The organism is Pandoraea soli (assembly GCF_902459595.1).
In the GTDB taxonomy this organism is placed as follows: domain Bacteria; phylum Pseudomonadota; class Gammaproteobacteria; order Burkholderiales; family Burkholderiaceae; genus Pandoraea; species Pandoraea cepalis.
The window spans coordinates 204,626-216,739 of sequence record NZ_CABPSG010000005.1; the positions used below are offsets into that span (position 1 = coordinate 204,626).

Sequence of the window (12,114 nt, forward strand, 5' to 3'; positions counted from 1 at the left end):
GTTCCGTCGCGCACTATCCAATGACAAACCGAAGTCACCGACAACGCCCGCAGGTCCTGAACATGGGGTTGTGCCAGGAAGTACGCATCACGCATTGCCCCAAGAATATGCATAGGTATGCGACAAATTGCCGCCTTTGTCGTCGCGGCCGTTCCCAGTAGCCTCGGAGATTCAATAAAAAGTTCCTCGAGGATTGCGTGGATAAATCCAGAACACATTCTTCCGCAGCACTGCTCGCCGTGCAGTCAACTGTGGCTTGCTCGCTGGCCGTGGGCTACATTGGCGCGGCTACGGCCGACGACGCCGTACTCCTTGCGCCGACCGAAGTCAGTGCCTCGCGCGACAACGCCTACGTCGTGCAGTCAAGCAACGCTGCAACGCGCACCGATACGCCGATCGAGAACATCCCGCAATCGATTATCACGGTGCCGCGCGCCATGATCGACGATCAGGGTTCCAAAACGATCTCCGATGCATTGCGCAACGTCAGCAACGTGAATGCTATCGATTCGCGCGACGCCAACAACACCGTATTCAACATTCGTGGATTTCATTCCGGCACAGTGGTCGACGGCGTCGCGATGAAAGGCAACTTTACGGATCAAGAGAGTCTTGTGAATGTTGACCGTATCGATGTCATCAAAGGTCCGGCGGGCGCGCTTTTTGGCGCGCAGGGCGTGGGCGCCTACGATACGGCCGGTGGCACGATTGCGATCACCACACTGGAACCGACGACACTTGAGGCCGTGCGAAAAATCGGCTTCAAAGCGGGGTCCTACGGTGAGAAAGGTCTGGACTTCGACATCAATCAGCCCCTGAGTTCCGCCTGGGCATTCCGGATAACGGGCGAAGCGTCGAACAGCGACAGTGAGACGGATCGCGTCTTTTTCAGAAAGCGATCCCTGTTCCCGAGCCTGTCGTGGACGCCGAACGCCGATACCAAAATCGTGCTCAGAGCCCGCTATCTCGACACCACCACGCTTGACTACAGCGGGTTACCGGTGAACGGTACGCTGAACACATCGATCTTCACGCTGCCAAGGCAGACCAACATTGCGGCCGCCGGGTTACCGAATACGACCAACACGTCGAAGGGTCTCAATTTGCAGTGGACTCAGCAGTTGACTGACGTCTGGAGTTTCTCGCTGTTGAGCGCCTATAACGAAGTACAGCTCGATCAGCGTGGGACCTGGCTGGTGGACTCAGCCAGCCCGATGGGCTGTGGCGACTTCGGAAGCGCGACACCGTTTAGCAACACCATGTGCGGTGTGCGAATGTGGGCTCGTCTGAAGACCACCACCCTATCGCCAAGCCTCACCGGCAAGTTCACGACAGGCGCGTTGAAGCACACGTTAAATCTCGGGGTCGATTACGAGTACACGCGCGACGACGAATTCATGGCCTACTCGAACATGCTTGGGCCTGTCTCGTACGACAACGTGAACCTGACTAACCCGGTGTATCCCGCCTGGTCAGAACCCGTTGCCCCGTCAACGCCTGATCAGCAAAACCGCTACATCTCGACGGTGGCCTATCTGCAAGATCAGATCGACGTGGGCCGCTGGCACTTCCTGGGCAGCGTTCGTTATTCCGATATCAGAATTACCGATAACAACTACGCCTACGGCATCTACAACGTCAGCACCAATTCAAAGGTTTCACCGCGCGTTGGCGCGGTCTACGAAATCACGCCGAAAATATCGGCGTTCGCCGGTTACGGCGAAGGCATCAGAGTCCCGGCGTTCTATCTGTTCGCATCGCCACCTAAGCCGGAGGAGTACACCCAGAAGGAAATCGGGCTGCGTCTCAAGGATCTTGCCGGTATCACGGCAACCGTGGCCCTCTTCGACCTGAATCGCAAGAACGTTGCCGTGGCCGATCCAGCCAACGCAGGCTATTACATTCAGGCGGGCAAGCAACGCTCACGAGGCGTTGATGTCGACGTGCGTTGGCAGGCCACACCAGCGTGGACATGGATAGCTGCGTACTCTCAGCAGACTGCCAAAATTGTGGACGATGGCAACGCCGCGTTGGTCGATAAACAATTGTTCAACGTGCCGAAGCAAACGCTTCGACTGGCAACGCGATACGACTTCCGCTCCGGGGTACTTGCCGGACTCGGGTTGGGGCTTGGCATGACGTACAACTCGGCGCTACCGGGCAACTCGACCAACACGTTCTTCACACCAGCGACCACCGTATGGGACGCACAGGCGTCGTACACCATCGGAAAGGCGCGCTACGGGCTGAACATCTTCAATCTCACGAACAAGAAGTACTTCATGCCTTCCAACTACTTTCTGGGCGGCCAGGTTATTCCGGCGCTGCCGAGAACAGTGACGGTCACTGCCGCATTTTCGTTCTGACGGCGCAATAGAAGTACCGCAGGCGGTGCACCGAAGGTTAAGTCCTCGTGCGGCTGTTCCCCTACACGTCTCTATTGTGGGCTTCGCAATAGCGGTGTGACGAACTTCGCCAGGCGTTCGGGGTCCACGCGGGCGGTGCCGGATCGTCGCGCTAACTGGCCCGCACGATTAGTCGCAAAGTTCACCGAGAGACGCGAGGTATCGGCGCATCCATCAGCACGAGCTTGGATACGCGCTCGGGCTGCTCGACCGCGAACGCGTAAGCGACCATGTTGCCGATGTCATGGGCGACCACGTCGACCTTGCCGATCTGGAGGGTGTCAAGAACACCGGCGATGTCGCGCGCTTCGTTCTTCTTCTCGTAGCCGGTCGCGGGATGGTCGGAAAGCCCCATGCCCCGCAGATCCGGCACAACCACCGTGTGGTTGACGGCCAGCTTCGCGGCGAGCGGCGCCCCCATGACGAGCTACGCCCCAGAACGTCCATGGGCTGCCGTCTCGCGCCGGGCCGACGATCCCGCCCGCGCGCCCGCGACGTTCACCCCTGGGTCTTTCCTGCCTTTTGAAATGCATCGACCAGCTTGTCGACGATGCTGTTCAGTTGCCCGCGCTCTTCGGCGGTCAGCATCGACAGCATCTCCGTCTCCATCGACTGCCCAAGTTCGTCGCTCGACACGCGCAAACGCTTGCCGGCCGCCGTCGGCCACAACTGGAAGTGGCGCGCGTCGTCGGGATGGATCGAGCGCCGAACCAGCTTGCGTTGAATCAGGTCCGCAATCAGCTTCGACAGTAGCGTCTTCTCGATCAGCGTCTGCGCATTGAGTGCACTCGCGGTAATCCCAGGCGCGTCGCAGATCACCCGCAGCACGCGCAGCGAACGCACATCGAGCCCGAACGCGGGACGGTACTCCGCGTTGGCGCGGCTGATCATCTCGCTCTTGATCAGGTCCAACTTGAACGTCAAATAATAGGCCCCGCCGCCGGCCATGGCATCTTCATCTTTGGCCTTGTCGTCCTTGCCACGGCCCTCCGGTCCTTCGTCATGCCCCACCGATGACGCTCTTGCTCGCATGTGCTGCCGCCCTGTCTGAAGACTTCATCCCGTCAAAGCGCGTTGCGCCGCCACAACCACACCCGCAGCCGCTTCGCTATCGACGACGATGATAGCGCAGCTTGACGGACGGCCAACAATATGCGGGTAATTCATTAGTTGAATATTTCAATTAATAAATTATTCTTCGAAAAATGGATCGTCCGGGCAGCCTCTGGACGGCCCCCACTCCCCCACGGAAAAGAGGTTGGCGCAATGCAGATGGATGACGAATTGAGCGGTCTTGGAGAACAGATGCGCACTTGGCGCAGGGACATCCACCAGCATCCGGAGCTGGGCTTTCACGAGCATCGCACGGCCGGTCTGGTGGCAAGGCTGCTCGCCGACTGGGCAATCGACATCGAGACCGGTATTGCCGGCACTGGCGTCGTCGGCACGATCCGCGGCACGCGCGGCGAGGGGCGGTCGATCGGTCTGCGCGCCGACATGGACGCGCTGCCGATGAGCGAAAAGGGCACGTCCGCGCACCGCTCGACGCACGACAACGTGTTCCACGGCTGCGGCCACGATGGCCACACAGCCATCCTGCTCGGCGTCGCCAGGCACTTGTCCCTGAATCGCGATTTCCGGGGCACGGTTCATCTGATCTTTCAGCCGGCCGAGGAAACGTTGCGCGGCGGCTCGGCCATGATCGACGACGGCCTGTTCGCGCGATTCCATTGCGATGAAATCTACGCGCTGCACAACAACAACGCCCTGCCGGCCGGCAAGGTCGGCGTGCGCAGCGGTGCCATTCTGTCCGCGTGCGACTTGTTCCGCATCACCATCAAGGGCATCGGCAGCCACGCGGCGATGCCGCACAAGTCGATCGATCCGTTGATCGTCGGGACCACCCTGGTGCAATCGATACAGAGCATCGCGAGTCGCAACATCGACCCACTCGACACCGCCGTGGTGAGTGTGTGCAAGTTCCTGTCGGGCACGGCGATCAACGTCATCCCCGACACCGCCGTGCTCGAAGGCACCGTGCGCACGCTGTCGGTCAAAGCCCAGGACATCACACTGGCGCGACTGCGCACGATCTGCGAGGGCGCGGCGACGATGTACGGGTGCGACGTCACTTTCGAGCATCTGCAGACTTCGCCGCCGACCGTCAACACGCCCACCGAAACCGATCATGTGCGACGTGCGGCCGAGCGCGTGCTCGGTGTGGACAACGTGATCGTCGACGTCGCCCCGCTGATGGCCTCGGAAGACTTCGCGTTCATGTTGCAACAGCGCCCGGGCTCGTACTTCTTCCTCGGTCACGACGGACTCACCTGTCACCACCCCGAATTCGATTTCGACGACGATACGGCCCTCACTGGCGTGGCCGTGTTCCTCGAAATCGTCCGGCAACGGCTTGGCTAAGCCGGTCTCACTCCCAACAATCGATCAGAGGGGAACCGCAATGAACGAAAACCCGACGCCGTCGCCGGCGATGGTGCGCAAAGTTGTCATCGCCTCGGTACTCGGCAATGCCTTCGAATGGTTCGACTTCGCGATCTATGGCCTGTTCGCCGTGATGATCGCGAAACTTTTTTTCCCGAGCGGCAACGAGTTCGCGTCGATGCTGCTCACACTCGCGACGTTCGGCGTCGGCTTCGCGGTACGGCCACTCGGCGGCGTGCTGCTCGGCCTCTATGGCGACCGGGTGGGCCGCAAGAAAGCGCTGTCGCTCACGATCGTGCTGATGGCGGTCGGCACCGGCATGATCGGCATCTTGCCGACGCATGAGGCTATCGGCATTGCGGCGCCGATCCTGATGGTGCTTGCGCGGCTGATCCAGGGCTTCTCGGTCGGCGGCGAGTTCAGCGGTGCGACCACGATGCTGGTGGAGTTCGCCCCCGCGAATCGCCGCGGCTTTTTCGGCAGCTTCCAGATGTGCTCGCAGGCGCTGGCGTTTTCTCTCGGTGCGTTGGTGGCATACCTGCTGACGGTCAATCTCGCGCCGCACGATCTGGAGTCGTGGGGCTGGCGTCTGCCGTTCCTGCTCGGCATTCTGATCGGGCCGGTCGGCTGGCTGATCCGCTCGAACGTTGACGAATCACCGGAATTTCTCAATTACGCGAACGATGTGAAACGCGGCAAGATTCAGCGCGTGAACACGCCGCTGCGCACCGTGTTCCGCGACTATCCGCGCGCGGTGCTCGGCACGCTCGGCGTCTCGGTGGTCGGCACCGTGTCGGCCTACGTGTTCGTGTTCTTCCTGCCGATCTTCGCGAAGAAGCAACTGGGCATGTCGGCCGCCGACGTCAACCTGAGCACGTTCATCGCCACACTGGTCATTCTCGTGTTCTGCCCGCTTGCCGGCCATTTATCGGATCGCTACGGTCGCAAGGCGGTCCTGCTGCCGGCGATCGTCGCGTACGGCATCGTGTCGTACGTGCTGTTCAAGCACTTCGTCACGGTGCCGAGTCTGGGTTCGCTGCTGGCGGTGCAGATCGGCGTGTCGTTCTTCATGAGCTTCTTCTGGGGCCCGACGCCGATCGTGCTGACCGAGGTGTTTCCGGTCAGCGTGCGCTCGACCGGCGCCGCCGTCACGTACAACCTCGCGGTGCTGGTGTTCGGCGGCCTCGCGCCGTTCCTCAATACGTGGCTCGTGCATGTGACCGGCAGCAATCTCGCGCCGATCTACTACGTGCTGACGAGCGTGGTCATCGGGCTGGCCGGTGTGCTGGTGTTGCCGTCGACCGGGCGTCGCGCCTCAGCGGCGCTTGCGACCTGAGCCTCGTACAAAGCAAGCGCGAACAGGACGGTCGGCGGCGGCGTGCCTCCGCCCTGCGCTAACCATCGCCAAGCATGCCGAATTCAATCGGGAAGCGCGTATAGAAAACGTGGACGCGTTGCGCACGAATCACGTCGAGCAGGCGTTCGGCTTCCTCATCGGTGATGGCCAACACGACCTCGACCGGTTGTTCGGCGAGCTCGAAGAATCGGGCGGCGTGGCGCTTTCCGACATGATCGATACCTTCCGTGCCCAGGAACAGGGTGGCCCCGCGAATCCCCAAGTGGCGCACCTCGCCCATGATCCATTCGGCGACCGGTTGATGGCCGTGGCGGTGATTCTGCTGCGTGTAGAAGGTGAGCTGACATCCGTGCATGATGACCTCCCCAGGCGCGGTGCAAGCCGAGATCGCGCGACCCCGACTGGCATACCCTCGCCCGTTGATTTAAATCTAGCACATCGCACTTCGCTGGGAACGCGACTCGTTCCATGCGCCGCCCACCTCGGGTCCTCTGCGTCGGCAACCGCCGTCACGATCTCGGGACAAACCCCGAGGCGCGTCGTCGCCACCGGCGCAAGTCTCACGTCCGACGGGCCTGGGCAGCCAGTTCCGGTCTGACGACGATCAACCTCGGTGCAAATTGGGGTAGCGGGACGCAAATGACTGACTACACTTCCTAAATGCGTACGACGCGAAAAGACCACGAAAGACGGTTCGTTATACGAAGGTCGTTGTACGTAAGACAAATTGGGGCTGGCGACGTAGCGTTTCCATTCCTTCACGGGAGGCATGTCCATGACGTGCCTAGGCAAATGGATGATCGGCGCATGTGTCGTCACGCTAAGCGGCGTGGCGATCGCAGAGGGCGCCAACTCGGGATCATCCGAACAGATGATACTGGCCAACGTTGGCCCCGGGCCACTCCCCATACAAGTGCCGCAACCGCCGCCGGTCTCCGTCGCGGCCGTTCCGGCCGTTCGCGTCACCGTGTATCCGTTTGGTCGCGAGGGTCCGGAGCCGACCGCGCAGGCCGACGACAACGCATTCCTTTACACGCGCATCGAAGCGATCAACAGTGCGTTGCCGACGGCGGACAACGGACATGTGGACTGGATCGACACCTCGACCTCGGAACCGGCCGCGCGGCCAACTCACAGCTACCTGAAGATCGGACCCTCCACGGCGCCGCAGTTGTCCCTCGTGCAGTGGGCCAACACCGACGATAAGCTGGGCTCCGACCCGAAGCGCGGACTGTCGCTCAAGACGGAGGATTGGACCTTCTCGGCAAGTGCCCGTGTGCCGCTGCTGCGCTCACACGACTTCGGTGCGACGATCTACGTCAAACGCCGCTTCTGAGCGCGCCTCTGAGGGCGCTCCTGTGCGTTTGACCGTGCTTGGCGCAGCGCGATACCTGGCCGGCGCTTGCACGCCGGCCCGACGTTGTTGTTGCTTCGCTTATGCGGCTTATGCCGCCGACGTCGCCGACTTCACCGCCGTCACATCGATCTCAACCAGCCACTCCGGGCGCGCCAGCGCTTGCACGACGATGCCGGTCGACACTGGAAACACGCCCTTCAGCCAGCGTCCCATGACGTTGTAGACCGCCTCGCGATAGCGCGGATCGACGAGATACACCGTCACCTTGCAGATGTCCGCGAGCTGGCTGCCGCACTCGTCGAGCAGCATCGCAACGTTGGCCATGGCCTTTTCGGCTTGCGCGGCAACATCGCCGATGCCAACGGATTCGCGCGTATCGAGATCCTGGCCGATCTGCCCACGCAGATAGATGGTGTTGCCGGCGACGACCGCCTGGCAGAGATCGTTGTCGAGCTTCTGCTCCGGGTAAGTGTCGCGGGTGTTGAATTTTCGGATTCGGGTGTGCGTCATGATGTCTCGGTATGGGGTCTTGATGCGGGTGAGATCGGCGCGATGGTGTCGCGCACTCAATGTGTCAGGATCTTCGAGAGAAAGCGTTTGGCGGCGGCACTGGCGGCGTCGTTGAAGAACATGTTGGTCGGGCTGTCCTCGATGATGGCGCCGTCCTCCATGAACACCACGCGATGGGCCACGCGTCGCGCGAACCCCATCTCGTGCGTGACGACCATCATCGTCATGCCTTCGCGGGCGAGTTCGACCATGACGTCGAGCACCTCGTTGACCATCTCCGGGTCCAGCGCCGAGGTCGGCTCATCGAACAGCATGGCCATCGGGTCCATCGACAACGCGCGCGCAATCGCCACGCGTTGCTGCTGACCGCCCGACAACTGCCCGGGATACTTGTGCGCATGCGCCGACAGACCGACGCGATCGAGTAGCGCGCGCGCCTTGGTGCGCGCCGCGTCGGCGCCGCGGCCCAGCACGATCTGCTGCGCGAGCGTGAGATTGCGCGTGAGATCCAGATGCGGGAACAGCTCGAAATGCTGGAAGACCATGCCGACCTTGCTGCGCAGCTTCGGCAGGTCGGTCGTCCGGGCCGTGAGCGACGTGCCGTCGACGACGACATCGCCCTTCTGGAATGGCTCCAGTGCATTGACCGTCTTGATCAAGGTCGACTTTCCGGACCCGGACGGCCCGCACACCACCACGATCTCGCCTTTGCCCACGTGCGTCGAGCACTGCTTGAGCACGTGGTGTGCGCCGTACCACTTGTCGACGTTCCGGATGTCGATAATGGGCTGTGCGGTGCTCATTTGTCGAAGTGCCCCGCACGGATCGATGCGCCGATCAGGTTGAGAATCAGACGGCCGGCCGTCACGCACGAGATCATGTTGGCGTCGTCCTTCTCGGGCTGAATCTCCACGATGTCCATGCCGACCACGCGCCCCTTGCGCACCAGGCCGTGAATGAGCTTGCGCGCCTGCACGAACGTCACCCCGCCCGGCGCCGGACCGGCGACGGCCGGCATCGTCGACGGATCGAGTCCGTCGGCGTCGATGGTCAGGTAGTAATTGCCGCCGTCCGGGATGCGATCGAGCACGGCGTCCATGCCGATGTCATGCAGTTCGTACGCGGTCACCAGTTCAGCACCATAGGCGCGCGCCGCAACGAGTTCCTCGTAACGGCCGCTCCCCTGCGCGCGCAGGCCGATCTGCACGATGCGGTCCACGTGCGCCATCTCCGACGCACGGCGAATCGGGCTCGAGAGGCCTTCGCGCACGCCGTTCACCTCGTCGCGCCAATCCAGATGGGCATCGATGTGCACGAGCGTGATCGGCCCCTTTTGGTCCAGGCCGCGCAGCACGGGCGTCGTAATACCGTGGTCGCCGCCAAGCACGATGGGCATCGCGCCGCCGGCCACGATGCGGCGCACCGCCGCCTCGGCGCGGGCATAGTGCTCGCCGGGCTTCGTCAGATCCGGGATGATGTCGCCACAATCGACGAAGCGAATATCCGTGCGCCCCTGGAGCAGCGGCCCGTCGATATCGAAGTCGTAGTGGTTCGGGCGACGCGCGATGCGATCCGTCGCCTGGCGGATGGCGGACGGCGCGTTCGTCTGGTCGTTGCTGAAATCCGACGCCGCGTACGGGGCACCGTACGGCATGCCCAGCACGGCGATGTCGGCCTTGAGGTTGTCGATGTCGAGATCCAGCTCCGAATACAGCAGGGTCGGATGGCCGGTGCGAGGGGCCACGGTGTAGGTCGTCATGAAAGTGTCCTCGGGGGGAAGTTTCGGGGCGTCAGGCGTGCCGGGTACGTCGCCCGACAACGGTTTCCAGTCGACGCCCCACGCTGGCCAGCAAGACGCTGCTGACCCAGTAGATCAACGCTGTCGTGCCAAGCACTTCAACGTAGGCGAATGTGTTGGCCGTGAGCAGATTGCTCTGGTAGGTCATCTCCGGCAGGCTCATGACCGAAAAGATGGCCGAGTCCTTGAACATCATGATCACGAGACTCGTCGTCGGCGGAATCAGGAAGCCAAAGAGCTGCGGCGCGACGATGTGCCGTTGCGTCTGCCAATAGGTCATGCCGAGCGAGAGCGCTGCATGCGTCTGTCCGAGGGCGACGCTACGCAGTGCCGCGCGCAGGATTTCGCAGAAGTAGCCGCCGGTGTAGAACGCCGTGCAACCTACCGCGACGCTCATGGCCGACGCACCGACGCCGAGCTTGGGCAGGCCGAAAAACGACAGATAAACCAGAATCAGGTATGGGATGTTGCGCACCAGTTCCACGTAGCCCAGCGCGGCAGGTCGCAAGATCGTGCGCGACTGCGCCGCATAGGCGGCGACGATGCCGATCGCCACGCCGAGCGGAATGCCGATGACGCTGACCAGTGCCGTGACGCGCAGACCTTCGAGCAGCACGGGAATCGCTTCCCTGACAATGGAGACATCAATGGCCATGGGGCAACATCCTGGAAACGCGGCGCTCGCACAGACGCGAGACGGCCGAAATGCAGAACAGAAGGACGAAGTACACGGCGGCGGTGATCGCGAACACCTGCAATGGCAGGTCGGTCTGCAGCGTGGCGTTGCGGGCGACCGTCGCCAGCTCCGGCACGGCGATGATCGACATCAGCGACGACGCCTTGAGCAGGATCGTGAACTCGCTGGTGAGCGGCGGAATGGCGCGATAGATCACCTGCGGCAGCAGCACGTGCCGCCAGACCTGCGAGACGCGCATGCCCATGGCGTACGCGGCGGCCCGTTGCCCACGAGAGATCGTGCCGAGCGCACCGCGCAGTATCTCGACGATATAGGCGCTCGTGTTGCACGCCAGCGCCGCAATTCCGGCGGTGATGGGCGAGATCGAGATATCGAACAGCGCCGGCACCATGTAGTACGCGATCAGCATGTGAATCAGTGCCGGCGTGCCGCGAATCAGGCTCACCCACAGCACGACGAGCGAGCGCAATGGCGCGAGCGGCGAGATGCGGGCGAGCAGCAGCACGACACCCAGCGCCAGACCGATGGCGAAGGCGACGGCCGACGCGGCCAGCGTGATCGCCGTTCCCGAGACCACCCCTTCGAGAAACGGTGCGATCACGCCTCCCATGTCAAGCCCGCCGACTGTGGTTGCGAGCGTCAAATGGCACCTTGCGGCAGGTAGTTCGCGTGCGGCGTGTCCATCGACGCGCCGAACCACTTTTTCTGCAATGCGGCGAGCTTGCCGTTCGCGCGGAATTCATCGAGCGAATCGTTGATGAACTTGCGGATCTCCAGATCGTTGGGATTGGCGACCCATGCCAGCAGCTTCGGCTGGCCGATGGTCCCGGCAATGCGGAACACGTTGGGCTGCTTGCGCATCTGGACGGCGGCGATATTGGACGGCATCAGCGCCACGTCGATCGTCTTGTTCGCGAGCGCGTTCGACACATCCGGATAGGCCTGAAACAGGCGCGTGCCGGCGTAACCCTTGCCGGTCTTTTCCTTCAATTCCTTCTCGAATTCGTCGGCCACCGGCTGCGACGACGATCCCATCTGCGTGCCGATGGTCTTCCCGGCGATGTCCATGTCCTGCTTGATCGCGACATCGTCGGCGCGCACCATCAGGACTGAGCGCACGACACCCACCGGCTGGCTGAAGGCGAAGCGCTTGGCGCGCTCCGGTGTAATGCCCACACTGGTGGCGACAAAGTCGAACTTGTGCGACATCAGGCCCGGCAGCAAGCCCTGGAACGGCAGGTTCATCTGCTCGAGCTTCGCGCCGAGCTTCGCCGCCATCAGTTCAAGCACATCGTGCCCATATCCGACCACCTGACCGTTTTCCACGAACTCGAACGGCTCGTAGGCCGCCTCGGTGCCGACCGTCAGCTTGCCGCGCTTCTTGATGTCGGCCAGGGTGCCGCCTTCGGCGTACGCCATCGTCGGCAGGGCCGGCAAGGCCAATGCGGCGCTCGATGCGAGCGTCGCCTTTACAAAGGATCGTCTGGACCAGGTCTTCATCGCTTGCCTCGCGGGGTGTGGGTAGGGGATTGCGCTGGCGCATCGGTT

The 12,114-nt window shown here is 62.4% G+C and carries 13 protein-coding genes; 4 read left to right on the top strand and 9 right to left on the bottom strand.

The features are described from left to right. The first annotated feature begins 197 nt into the window (after nt 1–197). A complete protein-coding gene (locus tag PSO31014_RS11255) occupies nt 198–2,366 on the top strand; it encodes a TonB-dependent siderophore receptor (protein ID WP_150551698.1) in 2,169 nt (722 codons plus the stop codon). A 181-nt stretch (nt 2,367–2,547) separates the two neighbouring features. Here PSO31014_RS11255 and PSO31014_RS11260 read toward each other — a convergent pair whose 3' ends face one another. Both PSO31014_RS11260 and PSO31014_RS11265 read right to left on the bottom strand, forming a co-directional pair. Next, nucleotides 2,548–2,826, bottom strand: a complete 279-nt coding sequence (locus PSO31014_RS11260; RefSeq protein ID WP_343039581.1) for an alpha/beta fold hydrolase — start codon at nt 2,824–2,826, stop codon at nt 2,548–2,550. A 77-nt stretch (nt 2,827–2,903) separates the two neighbouring features. Continuing rightward, on the bottom strand, nt 2,904–3,437 hold the full coding sequence (locus PSO31014_RS11265) for a MarR family winged helix-turn-helix transcriptional regulator (RefSeq protein ID WP_246176590.1): 534 nt from the start codon (nt 3,435–3,437) through the stop codon (nt 2,904–2,906). Between the two features lie 240 nt (nt 3,438–3,677). Between PSO31014_RS11265 and PSO31014_RS11270 the strand changes: the two genes are divergently transcribed. Continuing rightward, the gene (locus PSO31014_RS11270) at nt 3,678–4,826 is read left to right on the top strand and encodes a M20 aminoacylase family protein (RefSeq protein WP_246176591.1); all 1,149 of its coding nucleotides are present in this window, start codon (nt 3,678–3,680) and stop codon (nt 4,824–4,826) included. A gap of 40 nt (nt 4,827–4,866) precedes the next feature. Continuing rightward, nucleotides 4,867–6,183 (top strand): MFS transporter, encoded by a 1,317-nt coding sequence (locus PSO31014_RS11275; RefSeq protein ID WP_150551699.1) that lies wholly within the window; start codon nt 4,867–4,869, stop codon nt 6,181–6,183. A gap of 58 nt (nt 6,184–6,241) precedes the next feature. On the opposite strand, the gene PSO31014_RS11280 is transcribed toward PSO31014_RS11275, so the two are convergent. Then, nucleotides 6,242–6,559: a DUF190 domain-containing protein gene (locus tag PSO31014_RS11280; protein WP_150551700.1), complete on the bottom strand. Its 318-nt coding sequence runs from the start codon at nt 6,557–6,559 to the stop codon at nt 6,242–6,244. A gap of 420 nt (nt 6,560–6,979) precedes the next feature. Here PSO31014_RS11280 and PSO31014_RS11285 point away from each other — a divergent pair, with 420 nt between their 5' ends. After that, a complete protein-coding gene (locus PSO31014_RS11285) occupies nt 6,980–7,540 on the top strand; it encodes a hypothetical protein (protein WP_150551701.1) in 561 nt (186 codons plus the stop codon). Between the two features lie 108 nt (nt 7,541–7,648). On the opposite strand, the gene PSO31014_RS11290 is transcribed toward PSO31014_RS11285, so the two are convergent. From PSO31014_RS11290 to PSO31014_RS11315, 6 genes are read right to left on the bottom strand one after another with little or no spacing between them, the layout of a single operon-like run. Continuing rightward, entirely contained in the window at nt 7,649–8,071 is a 423-nt protein-coding gene (locus PSO31014_RS11290; RefSeq protein ID WP_150551702.1) for a RidA family protein, read from the bottom strand. Nucleotides 8,072–8,127: 56 nt separating this feature from the next. Beyond that, nucleotides 8,128–8,856 (bottom strand): amino acid ABC transporter ATP-binding protein, encoded by a 729-nt coding sequence (locus PSO31014_RS11295; RefSeq protein ID WP_150551845.1) that lies wholly within the window; start codon nt 8,854–8,856, stop codon nt 8,128–8,130. 14 nt (nt 8,857–8,870) lie between these two features. Continuing rightward, a complete protein-coding gene (locus PSO31014_RS11300) occupies nt 8,871–9,830 on the bottom strand; it encodes an agmatinase (RefSeq protein ID WP_150551703.1) in 960 nt (319 codons plus the stop codon). 31 nt (nt 9,831–9,861) lie between these two features. Further along, complete coding sequence (locus PSO31014_RS11305; RefSeq protein WP_150551704.1) at nt 9,862–10,524, bottom strand: amino acid ABC transporter permease; 663 nt, start codon at nt 10,522–10,524, stop codon at nt 9,862–9,864. Next, a complete protein-coding gene (locus PSO31014_RS11310) occupies nt 10,514–11,176 on the bottom strand; it encodes an amino acid ABC transporter permease (protein ID WP_150551705.1) in 663 nt (220 codons plus the stop codon). Before PSO31014_RS11310 ends, PSO31014_RS11305 begins: the two co-directional genes overlap by 11 nt. A gap of 29 nt (nt 11,177–11,205) precedes the next feature. Continuing rightward, on the bottom strand, nt 11,206–12,066 hold the full coding sequence (locus tag PSO31014_RS11315; protein ID WP_150551706.1) for a transporter substrate-binding domain-containing protein: 861 nt from the start codon (nt 12,064–12,066) through the stop codon (nt 11,206–11,208). Between the last annotated feature and the right edge of the window lie 48 nt (nt 12,067–12,114).

Coding starts and splice junctions, on each gene's coding strand:
- PSO31014_RS11260 (WP_343039581.1), bottom strand. CDS start 2,826: ATGGGGGCGCCGCTCGCCGCGAAGCTGGCCGTCAACCACACGGTGGTT.
- PSO31014_RS11265 (WP_246176590.1), bottom strand. CDS start 3,437: ATGCGAGCAAGAGCGTCATCGGTGGGGCATGACGAAGGACCGGAGGGC.
- PSO31014_RS11270 (WP_246176591.1), top strand. CDS start 3,678: ATGGATGACGAATTGAGCGGTCTTGGAGAACAGATGCGCACTTGGCGC.
- PSO31014_RS11275 (WP_150551699.1), top strand. CDS start 4,867: ATGAACGAAAACCCGACGCCGTCGCCGGCGATGGTGCGCAAAGTTGTC.
- PSO31014_RS11280 (WP_150551700.1), bottom strand. CDS start 6,559: ATGCACGGATGTCAGCTCACCTTCTACACGCAGCAGAATCACCGCCAC.
- PSO31014_RS11285 (WP_150551701.1), top strand. CDS start 6,980: ATGACGTGCCTAGGCAAATGGATGATCGGCGCATGTGTCGTCACGCTA.
- PSO31014_RS11290 (WP_150551702.1), bottom strand. CDS start 8,071: ATGACGCACACCCGAATCCGAAAATTCAACACCCGCGACACTTACCCG.
- PSO31014_RS11300 (WP_150551703.1), bottom strand. CDS start 9,830: ATGACGACCTACACCGTGGCCCCTCGCACCGGCCATCCGACCCTGCTG.
- PSO31014_RS11305 (WP_150551704.1), bottom strand. CDS start 10,524: ATGGCCATTGATGTCTCCATTGTCAGGGAAGCGATTCCCGTGCTGCTC.
- PSO31014_RS11310 (WP_150551705.1), bottom strand. CDS start 11,176: ATGGGAGGCGTGATCGCACCGTTTCTCGAAGGGGTGGTCTCGGGAACG.
- PSO31014_RS11315 (WP_150551706.1), bottom strand. CDS start 12,066: ATGAAGACCTGGTCCAGACGATCCTTTGTAAAGGCGACGCTCGCATCG.